The sequence below is a fragment of the Pseudomonas fildesensis genome (assembly GCF_001050345.1).
GTDB classification, from domain to species: domain Bacteria; phylum Pseudomonadota; class Gammaproteobacteria; order Pseudomonadales; family Pseudomonadaceae; genus Aquipseudomonas; species Aquipseudomonas fildesensis.
In genome coordinates this window covers 14,498-30,199 of the sequence record NZ_LFMW01000007.1, presented here as the reverse complement: position 1 = coordinate 30,199, position 15,702 = coordinate 14,498, and the positions used below count along the sequence as shown (strand labels likewise).

The 15,702-nt window shown below is 61.6% G+C and carries 15 protein-coding genes; 6 read left to right on the top strand and 9 right to left on the bottom strand.

Annotation, left to right across the window (positions count from 1 at the left end):
• Positions 1 to 156: 156 nt before the first annotated feature.
• Positions 157 to 1,629, bottom strand: a complete 1,473-nt coding sequence (gene rhlB / locus ACR52_RS10590) for an ATP-dependent RNA helicase RhlB (protein WP_048723773.1) — start codon at positions 1,627 to 1,629, stop codon at positions 157 to 159.
• 96 nt (positions 1,630 to 1,725) lie between these two features.
• Positions 1,726 to 2,382 carry an alpha/beta hydrolase gene (locus tag ACR52_RS10585; protein ID WP_048723771.1) on the bottom strand — a complete coding sequence of 219 codons (657 nt, stop codon included), beginning with the start codon at positions 2,380 to 2,382 and terminating at the stop codon, positions 1,726 to 1,728.
• Positions 2,383 to 2,727: 345 nt separating this feature from the next.
• On the opposite strand from ACR52_RS10585, the gene ACR52_RS10580 reads away from it, so the two are divergent.
• The 4 genes from ACR52_RS10580 (at position 2,728) to ACR52_RS10565 (ending at position 6,897) form a co-directional block, all read left to right on the top strand.
• A complete protein-coding gene (locus ACR52_RS10580) occupies positions 2,728 to 3,759 on the top strand; it encodes an amino acid ABC transporter substrate-binding protein (RefSeq protein WP_048723770.1) in 1,032 nt (343 codons plus the stop codon).
• Positions 3,760 to 3,831: 72 nt separating this feature from the next.
• Positions 3,832 to 5,013 (top strand): amino acid ABC transporter permease, encoded by a 1,182-nt coding sequence (locus ACR52_RS10575; RefSeq protein WP_048723768.1) that lies wholly within the window; start codon positions 3,832 to 3,834, stop codon positions 5,011 to 5,013.
• A 10-nt stretch (positions 5,014 to 5,023) separates the two neighbouring features.
• Positions 5,024 to 6,121, top strand: coding sequence for an amino acid ABC transporter permease (locus ACR52_RS10570; RefSeq protein WP_048723766.1), 1,098 nt, complete (start codon positions 5,024 to 5,026; stop codon positions 6,119 to 6,121).
• An 11-nt stretch (positions 6,122 to 6,132) separates the two neighbouring features.
• Entirely contained in the window at positions 6,133 to 6,897 is a 765-nt protein-coding gene (locus tag ACR52_RS10565; protein ID WP_048723765.1) for an amino acid ABC transporter ATP-binding protein, read from the top strand.
• Between the two features lie 60 nt (positions 6,898 to 6,957).
• Here ACR52_RS10565 and ACR52_RS10560 read toward each other — a convergent pair whose 3' ends face one another.
• Both ACR52_RS10560 and ACR52_RS10555 read right to left on the bottom strand, forming a co-directional pair.
• Positions 6,958 to 7,440, bottom strand: a complete 483-nt coding sequence (locus ACR52_RS10560; protein WP_048723764.1) for a type II toxin-antitoxin system MqsA family antitoxin — start codon at positions 7,438 to 7,440, stop codon at positions 6,958 to 6,960.
• Complete coding sequence (locus ACR52_RS10555; protein ID WP_048723762.1) at positions 7,437 to 7,748, bottom strand: type II toxin-antitoxin system MqsR family toxin; 312 nt, start codon at positions 7,746 to 7,748, stop codon at positions 7,437 to 7,439. The genes ACR52_RS10560 and ACR52_RS10555 overlap by 4 nt, the downstream gene beginning before the upstream one ends.
• Before the next feature lie 159 nt (positions 7,749 to 7,907).
• Here ACR52_RS10555 and ACR52_RS10550 point away from each other — a divergent pair, with 159 nt between their 5' ends.
• Positions 7,908 to 8,567, top strand: a complete 660-nt coding sequence (locus ACR52_RS10550; protein ID WP_048723761.1) for a FadR/GntR family transcriptional regulator — start codon at positions 7,908 to 7,910, stop codon at positions 8,565 to 8,567.
• Positions 8,557 to 9,822 carry a CynX/NimT family MFS transporter gene (locus ACR52_RS10545; protein ID WP_048723760.1) on the top strand — a complete coding sequence of 422 codons (1,266 nt, stop codon included), beginning with the start codon at positions 8,557 to 8,559 and terminating at the stop codon, positions 9,820 to 9,822. Before ACR52_RS10550 ends, ACR52_RS10545 begins: the two co-directional genes overlap by 11 nt.
• A gap of 53 nt (positions 9,823 to 9,875) precedes the next feature.
• Here ACR52_RS10545 and ACR52_RS10540 read toward each other — a convergent pair whose 3' ends face one another.
• The 5 genes from ACR52_RS10540 to ACR52_RS10520 form a co-directional block, all read right to left on the bottom strand.
• Positions 9,876 to 10,514 carry a DUF1120 domain-containing protein gene (locus ACR52_RS10540; protein ID WP_048723759.1) on the bottom strand — a complete coding sequence of 213 codons (639 nt, stop codon included), beginning with the start codon at positions 10,512 to 10,514 and terminating at the stop codon, positions 9,876 to 9,878.
• A 20-nt stretch (positions 10,515 to 10,534) separates the two neighbouring features.
• Positions 10,535 to 11,668, bottom strand: coding sequence for a DUF1120 domain-containing protein (locus tag ACR52_RS10535; protein WP_048723757.1), 1,134 nt, complete (start codon positions 11,666 to 11,668; stop codon positions 10,535 to 10,537).
• Entirely contained in the window at positions 11,665 to 14,127 is a 2,463-nt protein-coding gene (locus ACR52_RS10530; protein ID WP_048723755.1) for a fimbria/pilus outer membrane usher protein, read from the bottom strand. The genes ACR52_RS10535 and ACR52_RS10530 overlap by 4 nt, the downstream gene beginning before the upstream one ends.
• Positions 14,128 to 14,256: 129 nt before the next feature.
• Positions 14,257 to 14,964, bottom strand: coding sequence for a fimbria/pilus chaperone family protein (locus ACR52_RS10525; RefSeq protein WP_408003337.1), 708 nt, complete (start codon positions 14,962 to 14,964; stop codon positions 14,257 to 14,259).
• A 29-nt stretch (positions 14,965 to 14,993) separates the two neighbouring features.
• Positions 14,994 to 15,620: a DUF1120 domain-containing protein gene (locus ACR52_RS10520; RefSeq protein WP_048723752.1), complete on the bottom strand. Its 627-nt coding sequence runs from the start codon at positions 15,618 to 15,620 to the stop codon at positions 14,994 to 14,996.
• Between the last annotated feature and the right edge of the window lie 82 nt (positions 15,621 to 15,702).

The following is a 15,702-nucleotide window of genomic DNA, read 5'->3' as shown; positions in this document are numbered from 1 at the left end:
CCTAATAATCCAGGGAGCGCTGCGCACTCCAGCGCGGGCAAGCTCGCTCGCCACAATAAGCGTCACGCTTCGCGTCATGACCGTCAACGGCGGACGCAGAGCGTCCAAAGTGGCATTCCCACGCAGAGCGTGGGAACGATCGGACTGCGTTTCAGCTTAGGGACGCTGGCGCTCGACAGGGCGCAACAGATGCGTCGGCGGTGTCTCGCAGCTGATCTTGCGGCCCAGCAGCGTCTCGATCGACGGCAACTGATACGAGTCATCTTCCCCGGCAAAGCTGATCGACACACCCGCAGCCCCGGCCCGGCCCGTACGGCCAATACGGTGTACGTAGTCGTCCGGCATTTCCGGCAGGGTGAAGTTGATCACGTGGCTGATGCCGTCGATGTGAATCCCGCGCCCGGCCACGTCGGTGGCCACCAGCACACGAATCTTGCCTTCGCGAAAGCCTTCCAGGGTCTTGATGCGCTTGTGCTGCGGCACATCACCCGACAGTTGCGCTGCGTTGACGCCATCGCGCACCAGGCGCTCTTCGATGCGGCGCACTTCGTCCTTGCGGTTGGCAAACACCATCACGCGTTCCCAACCGTTATCGTTGATCAGGTTGTAGAGCAGCTTGTACTTGTCGGCACCGGCCACGGCGTAGATGTGCTGTTCAACGTTTTCGCTGGCGACATTCAGCGCTTCGATCTCGACGATGGACGGCTCGGTGGTCCACTGCTTGGCGAGGTTCATCACGTCTTCGGTGAAGGTCGCGGAGAACAGCAGGGTCTGACGCTCGTTTTTCGGCGGGGTCTGGCGAATGATCTGACGCACTTGCGGGATAAAGCCCATGTCGAGCATGCGGTCGGCTTCGTCCAGCACCATCACTTCGACCATGTCCAAGTGCACGTCGCCGCGCTGGTTGAAGTCGAGCAGGCGGCCTGGCGTGGCGACGAGGATGTCGCAATGCCGGGCTTCGAGGTGCTTGAGCTGTTTGTCGAAGTCCATGCCGCCGACAAACGTCATGACGTTGAGGCCGGTGTATTTGGTCAGGTCGGCAGCGTCCTTGGCGATCTGCACCACCAGCTCGCGGGTCGGCGCAATGATCAGCGCGCGCGGTTCACCCATGTAGCGTTCTTTGGGCGGCGGCGTTTGCAGTAACTGGGTGATGATCGAGATCAGGAACGCGGCGGTCTTGCCGGTACCGGTCTGGGCCCGGCCGATGGCGTCTTTGCCTGCCAGGGTAAAGCCCAGTACCTGTGCCTGGATCGGCGTGCAGTACGGGAAGCCCAGGTCCTGGATGGCGTGCATCAGTTCCGGGGAGAGTTTGAAATCGTGGAAGCGGGTTTTGCCTTCCTGGGGCTCGACGACGAAGTCTTCGAGTGTCCACGGGGTGACGGGCGGCTTGGGCGCACGTTCGCGGCGTGGTGCTTTTGGCTGAGCGGGCGCGGGAGCCGCCTCAGCAGGTATTGCCTGTTCAGGCGGTGTCACCGTCGGCGTCTTCGGCTGGGCGACAGGTGCGGTCCGTTCGGGCTGTTTACCGTCATTGCGGTTGCCGGGCTTGGGCACAGGAGCACTGGGAACAGGCGCGAGCGGCTCAGCCTCGCTTTTGCCGAACATCTTCTTAAGTGCTTTGAGCACGGTGATCTCATTAATTGGTTAAGGAATGTACGCCGGCCAGTGTAATGCAAGAACCGGGCGCGGCGTAGTGCGTCTGTCATACGGCTACATAATCGCGGGTATTCAGCGTAGACGGTCGGTCAGCCAAGCACCGATATCGTGTATCTCCTGGGGTAACACTTCGTGGCCCATTGGGTATTCCTGCCATGTCGCGGTGACATTACGGACCTTCAGGTGCTCATAGGCGCTGCGGCCCATGGCATTTTGCACCACGTCGTCGTATTGGCCGTGCAGGCAGAGGACGGGAATGCGTTGCTGGCTGGCGGACAACTCCAGCTCGTAATCGAAAGTGGGTGCATAGGTGGAGAGGGCAATTACGCCACCCAGCGAGCCCTGCCATTTAAGGAAGGCGGTGTGGAACACCACGGCGCCCCCTTGGGAAAAGCCGGCGAGGAAAATTCGCGAGGCGTCTATTCCGCCGCTTTTCTGGTCCTGTATCAAATTCGTGAGCATTTTTGCCGACTCGTCGAGCTCCTCGAGGCTGATCGAGCGCGCCGGGCTCATGGCCTTGATGTCGTACCAGCTGGGCATCTCGTAACCGCCGTTGATCGTCACCGGACGCGTCGGCGCCTGGGGTAAAACGAAACGAGTGGTCAGCAAGCTTTCCTGCAACGCTTCGGCTACCGGCATGAAGTCGTAGCGATCGGCACCCAGGCCATGCAACCAGATAACGCAGGCGTCTGCGGGCTTGGCGGGCTGAAGAATCAAGGGTTCGGTCATATCTGCTCCATATATGTGCGCACGCTCCGATTGGGTGCGTCGGAACGGTGCGCGACTGGTTGATCTGTTAAGAAGATGTCGCACGGTTGAATCTTTTGCTGTTGACCATGGGCTGAAACGACTCAGTCGCCACTCTGGTACGGCGCTTGCTATGCACAAAGCGATGTCAGGTCTCTCTCACGGCGGTAACACTATCAGTGACTGCCGCTTGTGGGATAGCAACTGGACTTATAGCGACAGCCTCAAACCGCTTGACCCCAAAAAAAGCCAACACGGGTCAAGATCGCCTCAAAAGGGTGCGGTGGGGTTCGAGCACAGGCACAACAAGAGCAACTGGAGGTTTGAATGAAGGTATTGAAATCCACCCTGGCCATCGTAACTGCGGCCGCTGTACTGGGTGTCAGTGGTTTCGCCCAAGCCGGCGCCACTCTGGATGCCGTGCAGAAGAAAGGCTTTGTGCAATGTGGCGTGAGTGACGGTTTGCCGGGTTTCTCGGTGCCGGATGCCAGCGGCAAGATCCTCGGGATCGACGCTGACGTTTGCCGCGCTGTGGCCGCCGCCGTTTTCGGTGACGCAACCAAGGTCAAATTCAGCCAGTTGAACGCCAAGGAGCGTTTCACCGCGCTTCAGTCCGGCGAAGTCGACATCCTGTCGCGCAACACCACCATGACCAGTTCCCGCGATGCGGGCATGGGCCTGAAATTCCCGGGTTTCATTACCTACTACGACGGTATCGGCTTCCTGGTTAACAACAAGCTCGGCGTGAAAAGTGCCAAGGAACTGGACGGTGCAACCATCTGCATCCAGGCCGGTACCACCACTGAGCTGAACGTTTCCGACTACTTCCGTGGCAACAACCTCAAGTACACCCCGATCACCTTCGACACCTCCGATGAAAGCGCCAAGTCGCTGGAATCCGGTCGTTGCGACGTGCTGACCTCCGACAAGTCCCAACTGTTCGCCCAGCGCAGCAAGCTGGCCGCGCCGAAGGACTACGTGGTTCTGCCGGAAACCATTTCCAAGGAACCGCTGGGCCCGGTCGTACGTAACGGTGACGACGAGTGGCTGGCCATCGTGCGCTGGGTTGGCTACGCCATGCTCAACGCTGAAGAAGCCGGTATTACTTCCAAAAACGTTGAAGCTGAAGCCAAGTCCACCAAGAACCCGGACGTTGCTCGTCTGCTCGGTGCTGACGGCGAATACGGCAAAGACCTGAAAGTGAAGAAAGACTGGGTCGTACAGATCGTCAAGCAAGTCGGTAACTACGGCGAAGTGTTCGAGCGCAACCTGGGCAAGAGCACCCCGCTGGAAATCGACCGTGGCCTGAACGCTCTGTGGAACGCCGGCGGCATTCAATACGCACCGCCTGTGCGCTGATCGCTGATGGTTCTTTCACCCGGTGGGCCAACCGCCGGGTGATGTTCTGTTCCATTATTTCCGGGGCACTTCATGCAAAATCAAATCGGCGCACCCAAGCAGAAGCTCAGCTTCAGCGATCCCAAAGTGCGTGCGTGGCTCTTCCAGATCATCACGATTGTGGCGGTGGTCTCGCTGGGCTGGTACCTCTTCAACAACACCCAGACCAACCTTCAGCACCGAGGCATTACCTCGGGTTTCGACTTTCTTGAGCGCAGTGCCGGCTTCGGCATCGCTCAGCATTTGATCGACTACACCGAATCGGACAGCTATGCCCGAGTCTTTGTGATCGGCCTGCTCAATACCTTGCTGGTGACCGTGATCGGCGTGGTCCTGGCGACCCTGCTCGGCTTCATCATCGGCGTGGCGCGCTTGTCGCCGAACTGGATGATCAGCAAGCTGGCGACTGTGTATGTGGAAGTGTTCCGCAACATCCCGCCGCTGCTGCAAATCCTGTTCTGGTACTTCGCGGTGTTCCTGACCATGCCGGGGCCGCGCAACAGCCATAACTTCGGCGACACCTTCTTTGTCAGCAGCCGAGGCCTGAACATGCCGGCAGCGCTTGCCGCTGACGGGTTCTGGGCGTTTGTGGCCAGTGTGGTTGTTGCCATTGTCGCGATCGTATTGATGACCCGCTGGGCCAACAAGCGCTTTGAAGCGACCGGCGTACCTTTCCACAAGTTCTGGGCGGGCCTGGCGCTGCTCATCGTGATCCCTGCGTTGTGCGCCTTGATCTTCGGCGCGCCGCTGCACTGGGAAATGCCCAAGCTGCAAGGCTTCAACTTCGTCGGCGGCTGGGTGCTGATTCCCGAACTGCTGGCGCTGACCCTGGCGCTTACCGTGTACACGGCAGCGTTTATTGCCGAGATCGTGCGGTCGGGCATCAAGTCCGTCAGCCACGGCCAGACCGAAGCCGCGCGTTCCCTGGGCCTGCGCCCTGGGCCGACGCTGCGCAAGGTCATCATTCCGCAAGCCCTGCGGGTGATCATTCCGCCGCTGACCAGCCAATACCTGAACCTGGCGAAAAACTCTTCGCTGGCCGCCGGTATCGGTTACCCGGAAATGGTTTCGCTGTTTGCCGGCACGGTGCTCAACCAGACCGGCCAGGCCATCGAAGTCATTGCCATCACCATGAGCGTGTACCTGGCGATCAGCATCAGCATTTCCCTGCTGATGAACTGGTACAACAAGCGCATTGCGCTGATCGAGCGGTGAGGAAACGCCCATGAGTTCTCATATTTTCAAACCTGACATGCCGCCGCCGAACAAAGTGTTCGGCCCGATGGCGTGGATGCGCGCCAACCTGTTCTCCAGCTGGCTCAACACCCTGCTGACGTTGCTGGCGTTTTACCTGGTCTACCTGGTGGTGCCACCGATCCTGCACTGGGCCATCCTCGATGCCAACTGGGTCGGAACGACTCGCGCGGATTGCACCAAGGAAGGCGCGTGCTGGGTGTTCATCCAACAGCGTTTCGGGCAGTTCATGTACGGCTACTACCCCGGCGACCTGCGCTGGCGTGTGGACCTGACCGTGTGGCTGGCCATTGTTGGCGTGGCGCCGTTGTTCATCTCGCGTTTTCAACGCAAGGCGATCTACGGCCTGAGCTTCCTGGTGTTGTACCCGATCATCGCCTTCTGCCTGCTGCATGGCGGGGTGTTCGGCCTGACCAACGTTGCCACCAGCCAATGGGGCGGCCTGATGCTGACCCTGGTGATCGCCACCGTCGGTATCGCCGGCGCCTTGCCGCTGGGCATCGTGCTGGCGTTGGGGCGGCGTTCGAACATGCCGGCGATTCGTGTGGTCTGCGTGACCTTCATCGAGTTCTGGCGTGGCGTGCCGTTGATCACCGTGCTGTTCATGTCGTCGGTGATGCTGCCGTTGTTCCTGCCCGAAGGCATGGGCATCGACAAGTTGCTGCGGGCGTTGATCGGCGTGATCCTGTTCCAGTCGGCCTACGTGGCTGAAGTGGTGCGCGGTGGCCTGCAGGCGATTCCCAAGGGGCAGTACGAAGCGGCCGCAGCGATGGGCCTGGGTTACTGGCGCAGCATGGGCCTGGTGATTCTGCCGCAAGCCCTGAAGATGGTGATCCCGGGCATCGTCAACACGTTTATCGCGTTGTTCAAGGACACCAGCCTTGTGATCATCATCGGCCTGTTCGACCTGCTCAACAGCGTCAAGCAAGCCGCCGCCGACCCTAAATGGTTGGGCATGGCCACCGAAGGCTATGTGTTTGCCGCCCTGGTGTTCTGGATTTTCTGTTTTGGTATGTCGCGCTATTCCATTCATTTGGAACACAAGCTCGACACAGGCCACAAGCGTTAGGAGTTGTTGTTATGAGCGAAGCGATCAAACAGCCTGTGAGCCCTGAAGGCATTATCCAGATGCAGGGCGTCAACAAGTGGTACGGCCAGTTCCACGTGTTGAAAGACATCAACCTCGACGTTAAACAGGGCGAGCGTATCGTGCTGTGCGGCCCGTCGGGTTCGGGCAAGTCCACCACCATCCGCTGCCTCAACCGTCTGGAAGAGCACCAGCAGGGCCGCATCGTGGTCGATGGCGTGGAGCTGACCAACGACCTCAAGCAGATCGAAACGGTACGCCGTGAAGTCGGCATGGTGTTCCAGCACTTCAACCTGTTCCCGCACCTGACCATCCTGCAGAACTGCACGCTGGCACCGATGTGGGTACGCAAGATGCCCAAGCGCAAGGCCGAAGAAATCGCCATGCATTACCTGGAGCGCGTGCGCATCCCGGAGCAGGCCCACAAGTTCCCGGGGCAACTGTCCGGCGGCCAGCAACAGCGTGTGGCCATCGCCCGTGCCCTGTGCATGAAACCGAAAATCATGCTGTTCGATGAGCCAACCTCGGCCCTCGACCCGGAGATGGTGAAGGAAGTACTCGACACCATGATCGGCCTGGCCGAAGACGGCATGACCATGTTGTGCGTGACCCACGAAATGGGCTTCGCCCGCACCGTGGCCAACCGCGTGATCTTCATGGACAAGGGCGAAATCGTGGAGCAGGCGGCGCCGAATGACTTCTTCGATAATCCGCAGAATGATCGGACCAAGTTGTTCTTGAGCCAGATTTTGCATTGATCGATGGGTGATGTTTAAAAATAAACCCGGCCTGGTGCCGGGTTTGTTTTTTGTGCTCGGTCAGGGCGTCGTCAGGGTTTCGTACTCTTTATGGACCGTATTCGTGGAGTTACGCAGATCTGCGCCTTCACTGAGTATTTTTGCCTCGACCAGCAAGTGTGGATGCCGCTCGAGCAAGCGCATCAGGATCACCAGGGACTTGGGTGGTAATACCTCGCCGCGTTCGTAGCGAGAAAACGCGTTATGGCCGCCACCCGACAGCAGTTGCACCGTTTCCTTTTGTGAGAGGTGCAGCTTGCGGCGTATACGTTTCATCTCTGTGCCGATCATTTGCCTGAAGGTGTGGACTATCTCATCACACAGGTTCGAATAGCGTTCTGCATCTTCAGGATCGAGGATGACTTCCCCGCATGACTGACATTCCAGCCCAGACAAGTTGTCTATACGGCGCAATAAGCCTTTGACCTCCATTGTCTCGCTACGTCCTGAAAAGTGAAGCATCCCGTCAGGTCTTCCACAGCTATAGCATTGCTCTGTTTTCATGGGTTTTTCTCCTTGAAGGAGATCACCGGAGGTTGACCGCCCGGGCGGTAAGTCACCTTGATGTAGATCTCCAAACCGTGCGAGGAAACGTGGTAGACATCCTGCCAGGTGCGATAGTCGCTATAACTCGTCATTGACTTGTACAGCATCGTTTTTTTCAGCTCGTAGATGACTGCCTGCATCTCTTCCACATCCATGCCAAGGTCTTTTGCGCACAGTCGCGCTGTACTGGTGAAAGCCTTGTAGCCAAGCCGCCTCACATCCGCCTTTATCACCGCCAAATCGTAATGAGGTGTGTACTTTTCCATAAGACACCTGAGTCCAATAATTACCCTCTAAGGGTAATTTTACCAATCGAAAATACTGCTCCTTTGCCTGCCTAAGAACCCTAGTGCGTTGCCTTTGTAGGTGAGTCCGAATAGGCTGTAGGAAAATTCATCCTATGATTGGACGAAAGCGCAAATCCGATGACAGACATCGCCCCCCTGATCAAACGCTCCCTGGTCGACCAGGCCCTGGAGCAGATGCGCCAACGCATCACCCAAGGTGCTTGGGCCATCGGCGAGCGCCTGCCCACCGAGCCCGAGCTGTCCGCCGAGTTGGGCATCAGCCGCAATACCGTGCGCGAGGCGATGCGTGTATTGGCGTTCTCCGGCTTGATCGAAATCCGCCAGGGCGACGGCAGTTACCTGCGCTCGATGACCGACCCACTGGGCGCAATGCGAGCGCTGTCCCATTGCACCCTGGAGCAGGCACAGGAGACGCGGCAGATTCTGGAAGTGGAGGCCATCGGCCTCGCCGCGCTGCGCCGCACCGAGCAAGACCTCAACGATTTGCGCCAGGCACTCAACCTCAGCGCCGAGCTGTATCACGGTGAACTGGAGGCCTATATCAGCGCCGACCTGGTGTTCCACAAACACTTGGTCGACGCCGCGCACAACCCGGCCTTGAGCGAGCTGTACCATTATTTTTCCAGCATCGTCGGCGCCCTGTTGCGCCAGACCCTGAACATTTCGCCGCGTCGCCAGGCCGTGTTCGACCTGCATATCGCCCTGCTCGAAGCCGTGGAGCAGCAGGACCCGGAGCGCGCCAAATCCCTCTGCCGGCAGTTGATCAATGAACCCTGAAACCAAGCGTACGACCGAACTCGAAGAACTGTTGATCGACGCCGAAGCCGACGACGATGTCGTGCAGCACAGTCCGCCGCTCGTCACGCGGCCGTGGCTGTTGCTGCTGGGCCTGATCCTTGTGGCGTTGAACCTGCGCCCGGCGCTGTCGAGCCTGTCGCCGTTGCTGGCCGAGGTTTCCAATAGCCTCGGCTTGTCGGCCGCCAAGGCCGGTCTGCTGACCACCTTGCCAGTGCTCTGCCTGGGCCTGTTCGCGCCGATGGCGCCGATCCTGGCGCGGCGCTTCGGTGCCGAGCGGGTGGTGCTGGGGATTCTGCTGACGTTGGCTGGCGGGATCATTCTGCGCAGTTCGTTCGGTGAAGTCGGCCTGTTTGCCGGCAGTCTGCTTGCCGGTGCGAGCATCGGCATCATCGGCGTGTTGCTGCCGGGTATCGTCAAGCGCGACTTCGCCAAACAGGCGGGCGCCATGACCGGCGTCTACACCATGGCGTTGTGCCTGGGGGCGGCGCTGGCGGCGGGTTCCACGGTGCCGTTGAGTCGTTACTTCGGCGACAGCTGGAACATCGGCCTGGGCTTCTGGATGCTGCCGGCAGTGGTGGCGGCGCTGTTCTGGTTGCCGCAGGTGGGGCACAAACACGGCGCCCATCGAGTTGCCTACCGCGTGAAAGGTTTACTGCGCGATCCGTTGGCCTGGCAGGTGACCTTGTACATGGGGCTGCAATCGTCCCTGGCCTACATCGTGTTCGGTTGGTTGCCGTCGATCCTGATCGGCCGCGGCCTCACGGCGACCCAGGCGGGGTTGGTGCTCTCCGGCTCGGTCATCGTGCAACTGGCCAGTTCCCTCGCTGCGCCCTGGTTGGCCACGCGCGGCAAGGACCAGCGCCTGGCGATCGTGGTGGTGATGCTGCTGACCCTCGGCGGGTTGTTCGGTTGCCTGTATGCACCGCTGGACGGTTTGTGGGGCTGGGCGATCCTGCTGGGCCTGGGCCAGGGCGGCACGTTCAGCCTGGCGCTGACCTTGATCGTGCTGCGCTCGCGCGACGCCCACGTGGCCGCCAACCTGTCGAGCATGGCCCAAGGGGTTGGTTACACCCTGGCGTCCCTCGGGCCGTTTGCGGTCGGGCTGGTGCATGACTGGACCGGCGGCTGGGGCGCCGTCGGCTGGATCTTCGCGGTGATCGGCGTGGGCGCCATCGTCGCCGGGCTCGGCGCGGGTCGGGCGCTGTACGTGGGCGTCAGCAGCGAGAAGGTCTAGGGGGGCGTTCTCAATCTGTTTCCCCGCCGCGGGGAAACTAATTGAGAACGCCCCTAGAGATACACCACTTCCAGCGTGCCGGAGCCATCCATGCGAATGTCGGTGCTCAAGTCCAGTTCCTGCCTGGCGTTGATCACCGCTTCCAGTGTCAGCGTGCTGGTCAGGGTCTGGATGGCCGAAGGGCCGGCGGTGCTGCCTTCTGTATCGGTAAAACCCAGCAGGCTTTTGGAACCGATGTCGATCGGGTTGCGGTTGGACGTACGCCAGGCCAGGCCGCCCGTGGTGGACTCGGTGCCGTAGAGGTCCGGCAGTGTATCGGCCACGGTTTGCGTCGGGTCGAAACTGAGCGAATACACGCCAACCTTGTTGCCGCTGCTGTCCAGTCCCAATCCGTAATAAATCTCGCTGTTGACGTGGGCCGTGCCGTCGCGGTTGTCGCGCATGCGCAAGGCATAGCGTGCGGCGCCATTGCAATTGACGGTCAGGGTCAGGGATTTGACTGGCAGCCGCGTGCCGCTCGCCAGGTTGAGGTCTTGCTGGGAGATCTTGCCGAAGTCGACCAACCCGCCAGCGGACAAGATTGGGGTACAGGCCACCGGGGTGATCAGGCCGTTGACGTTCAGGTCGACCGTGGAGGCCGCCATCGCCAGAGGGCTCAGGGCCAGGGTCAGGACGATCAGTGATGTGTTCATCGTGGGCTCCGATAAGCAGGTTAGAGGTAGATGATTTCCAGTGTGGCCGAGCCGTTGAGTCTGATCTCGCTGCTCAGGTCCAACTGCTGGAGGGGCGCTAGAATGGCCTTCACATTCAGCAGCGCATTCAGGCTTTGCAAGGCTGTGGGGCCAAGGGTGCTGCCGGCACTGTCGGTAAATCCCAGGTAGCTGCGGGCGGCAAGCGGGATGGGATTGGTATTGGCGCTGCTCCAGGCCACGCCTGCTGTGGTGGAGTCGGTGCGATACAGCTGTGGCAGGTTGTCGGCGCTGGTTTGGGTCGGGTCGACGCTCACGTAGTAGCGGCCGATCTTTTGCGAGCGCGCGTCCAGCCCCAGCCCGTACGCCGTTTCATCGGTGCCGCCGGTGGCGGAGCCCTGGCGATTGTCCTGCATGAGCAAGGCAAAATGAGTCGGCCCGTCACAGTTCACGGTCAGGGCCAATGGTTTGTCCGCCAGGGGCGTGTCCCTGTCGGCGTTCAGCGCGTTGACCGACAGCCTGCCAAAGTCCACTTTGCCGTTATTGGACAGGCTTAGCGTGCACGCCGCCGGGGCGAAACGCGCCAGCAGCTGCAGTTCCCGGGAGCGGCCAGTGACGGGCGCATCGACCCAACCGGAAGCTTGCCAGGTGACGGCATCGCGAACGCGAGCGGCGCCTTCCTCGGCCCAGGCATTGACCACCACCTGCACGGAAAAACTGCGCCCGTTGGCGGGTTGGCCGTTTTGCATCGGCACGATGCCGTGGTCGGCGCGCCAGTTCAGGCTCGAACCCGAGGCACTCGGGGCTTGTCCGTTACCAGCCATAAGGCCTAGCTCCACGGCGCGGCCATCGAGCACACCCTCGCGCACCTGGAGCTGGTAGCTGCCCTGTTCGGTAAAGCGCAGTCGTTCGGCCCCCAAGGCCAAACCTCGATAGAACAGGCTCATATCAGCGGGTTGCGGGCAGTTAAGAGACACGCTCAGGCGCCGTTCGCCCAGCAGTCGCTCTGGCCCGGGGGGTTGGGTAATGGCCCGGTTCATCAAGCCAAAGTCCAGGCTCGATGCGCTCAGGTCCAGGCGGCAGTCGTCCTGGGCCTGGGCAGTGCCTATGCCCGACAGCACGAGCGCTATCGCAGGCAGCAGGTAATCAAGGTTCATGGCGGGTTTCCTAAAGGCGTTGGGCACTGGGCCGGGGCGGTTTCGAAATACACCTGCGGGTCGGCTTTTTTCGGTAACTCAAAGTGCAATCGGCAGCGGGGCTGTCCGGGCGCCTTGATCCACAAGGTCGGCTGATCGAGCACATTCGGCAGGAACACCTGGTTGCCTTCCTGGACCAGCGTGACGAACTCCCCGTTGCCGGTGGTGACCGTCGCCCCACGCGGCACTGGCCGGTCCAGGGTCAACAAGGCCCGCCGCGTCATGGCCACGCCGAATTCGAGCCGGTCCACCGCGCCGCGCCCTGCCGAGACCACGGCCAGGCCATTGCTGATGTCGGCATTGCGTGGCAGTGAGCGCGTTTGCACCTCCACGGGGCTGCGGCCGTAGGCGCTGATCTGCGGCACCACGGCCTGGCCTTGCCAGTCGGTCCATACGGGGCCGCTGGGGGTACTGACCTTGACGCCGGCCATTTCGCCCACCGACAGCAGCGCAAAGGTGTCGCGCACCGGGTAGGGCGAGAAGGTCACGCCGTCGCCGTGCAGCACCACCCCGCCGCGGGCCCCGCCCTGGTAGCTGGAGCGTTCGTCGTCGGAGCGGGTGTAGTTGAAATCCAACTGGCTGTAGAACGGCAGGGCCGAGAACCCCAGGGACGACTCCACCTCGCGGTCACGGCTGTCATGTTCAACCCCGACCCGATAGGCCAATTGGTCGTTGATCTGCTCGTTGACGCCCATGCCGATACGGTGTTCGCCACCGGAGTTGCGCACCCAGGCCCGGCCACGACGGCTCTCGCCAAGCGGCAGGCTGATGTTCAGGTACACGGCGTCATCGTTGTACTGACGACCGCCCATCTGCCATTCGGCGGTGGCGGAAATGGAGACGCCGCCCACCTGAGTGCCCCAGGACGCCAGCGCGCGACTGCTGCTCTCGCCGGAAAATGAGGAGGAGCGAGAAGCCCCGGCGCTGAACGCTCCCAGCCATGGATGAGACCAGGAAGCCGTGGCGCTTTGTTGGTCGCGGTACCGGGAGCGTTGTTGCTCACGGGTGTCGGTGGTGTAGGTTGAGTCGGAGAGTTCGCGGTAGCCCTCGGTTCGCCAGGAATTGGCGGCACTGATTGCCCAGCGCTCACCCAGTTGTTGGCTCCACGACAGGTCTGTCTGCAGGCCGCGCTTGTGATCCTGATGAGTGGCCTCGGCGGCCACTACCGCCAGTTGCAACTGGCTGTCCTGCCAGGGCAAAAGCCCCAGGTTCAGGCCGGCCGAGCGATAGTCTTCGGCGGCCAGCAGTCCGCTGCCCAGGGTGACCAGCGGATGCGGCACCGTCGTCCACCCCGCACTGACCACCCAGGGTTCTGCGCCATTACTGTCGCCTGTAGTGCGCACCCGGCCGGCCGCCACTGAATAACCCGGCGCCGGCAAGCCCAGCCCCAGCATGGCTGCGGGCACGATGAAACGGCGCTCGTCGCCGGAAACTTCCTTGACCGTTACCTCCACATCGGAGCGCCCGTTCAGGCGCGGTACATTGCTCAGCGAAAACGGCCCGGCGGGCACCACGGTGGAGTGGATCAGTACACCGTTCTGCCGTACCTCCACCTGGGCCGGGCCGTTGGCGATACCGTCGACAGTCGCGCCTTGGTTCTGGTCTTGCAGGGCCTGCTCGGTGAGCACCTGCACGCCGTTGATCTGGGCCCCCGCCAGCACCGGGTTATAGAGGTTGATCTGCCCGGCCTGCAACACCGCCTGTTGGCTGGCGAAGGTGCGTTGGGCGTAGGCGTCCAGGTGGGTGCTGCGCGAACTGCCGGCTTGCCAGGTCTGCACCTGGCGGCTGCGCACGATCCAGTCACCGGCGTTGAAGCCGACCTCGGTATTGGCCGAGCCGAATCGACTGGTGTTGTCACCCAACTGGTTGTACAGCCCGGTCACGTCGTAGTTGAGCAAGGCCGCCAGGCCGCCGGTGCTGTAGCCGGAAATATCCTGGGTTGCGGGACGCAACGCCTGGGTCGGGACCACCAGCGACAGGCTCAGGCTGGCCGGGTCTGGCTCGATCACGGTTTGCGGGTATTGCTCGATAAACCCGTGACAGTCACCGAGGCTGCGTGGCGGTACCACCAACTGACCAGCGTCCAGCAGGGCGGGGTCAAAGCACAGCCCGCCTTGTGCGTCGAAGGCCACGTCGACACGGCCTCGCCGCTGACCGTTGACCGTCAGGTTGACGGTGTGACGTCCGCTGGCAAAGCGCGGTGCCTCCAGCAGAATGCTGGCCAATTGCGGATCAATGCCGCGCTGGTGCAGGGTCTGCAGGTCAAAGGAACCTGTTGCCGGCGCGTCGTCGGCCCAGGCCTGGTTGGCCAGCAGGACATGGCTGACGGCCCAGGCGACGCCGCCCAGGTGAGCGAGTGACCGGCGAGGTGAAACGCCGGGCACAGCGTTGCCGTCACGGTAATTGATGACTGTGTCCACACAAATACACTCTGGTAATGGGCGTCCGAGGCTTGATTTCCTATCGCGCCAGGCCGTCTTCCCGGTGACCTTCAGGGGGTGGCCACTTCGTTTTGTATTGGCGTCGGGGCTTCCTTCGACGCCGTTGGGTCAAGGCGTAATGGGCGCCTCGTGGGGGGCGACGGCGAAGCCATACACCGTCGCCGGTTGCAGGCGCACCGAGGTCGCTGAGGCGCCCTGGGCCGTGACCGTCAGGGTTTCTCCCGGCAGCACATAGGTGCGCGGTAGCATGGCCGAGCCTTTGCCGGGCAGTAGCCGCAACTCCTGGGCCAGGCGTACCACGTAAGGCGTGGGGTTACGCACGCTGAGCTGGTCGTTTTCCAGGTGCCAGCTCAGGCCCAGCCACGGCGTACGATTGCGCGCCAGACCCTTGGGATGCAGGATCACCGGCAGGTTCTGCCGCACCGTGACGCCCACCTGCGCGCGCCCGGCGTCGGCGCCGCTACGTTGCTGGGGCATGCCTTCGAAAATCACCCGCTTGAGGCGCTGGGTCTCCAAGGGCTCGGTCGATTGCAGGATGAACCGCACCAGCTGACTCTTGCCGGCCTCCACCCGTGCCAGGGGCGGGGTAACGACCAGCAGCCGTTGCGTGTCTTTGTCCTCGGGAATGTCTTCGAGGGTCACATGCAACAGGGCCAGTTTGCTGTCGGTATTGGTCACGGATACGGCGGCTTCGCCCTCCGCTTCGTAGACGATCACCACCGAGGTGTCCGGCACCATACCGTCGGCCAGCGCGGTGGTGGCGCCGCACCAGAGCGCGACGCCAGCACAGCCGGCGCGTATCCAGGAAACATGCATCATCATCTGAGGGCTCTTTCAATAAGGGGTTACAGGTATTTGAGGTCCAGGGTGATCGAACCTTGCAAAGGCACTTCTTCCTTCAGCGTCAGGCTATTGGCCGGGCTGATGGCGGTTTCCACCCGCAGGCTGGCGACCAGTTGCTTGATGGGCTCGGGCTGCTGGGCGTCGACGCGGGCAAAACCCATGTATTTTTTCGGGTAGGCATTGGGTTCCGGGTGCCATGTGCTACCGCTGTCCGAAGAGCTAATGACCAGCAGGGTGACGCCGTCGCCCACTGGCCCGCGCACCGACAAGCCCACCGATCCGAGGCGCTCCGCTGGCGCGTGAATGTTCATGCCCAACCCGTAGAGAACATCGGGCGCCACGGAGGAGTTGGGCTGATTGTCGAGACCCACCAGGGCGAACAGGGTCGGGCCTTCACAGTTGATGCTCAGGTCCATTTGCTGACTGGGCAGCAGAGTGACCTGAGTCTGGTTAAGGGACTGCGCGAGGATCTTGCCGAAATCGATCAGGCCGCTGTCGGACAGCAAAACACTGCAGGCTTGAGGCGTAATCAAGCCGGTCACGCCCAGATCCACGGTGGACCCAGCGAAGGCCGGTGTCAGGTTCAGGGCGAGCAGCGTGAGCGCCCATGGCGGGATCGTTGTGTTCATCGCGTAGGAATCACTGTGGGAAAGCACGGTATCAAGGGCGCACGGCAAGGGCGCTGGGTGCGTAAAGCGTCTGGAACGTGTA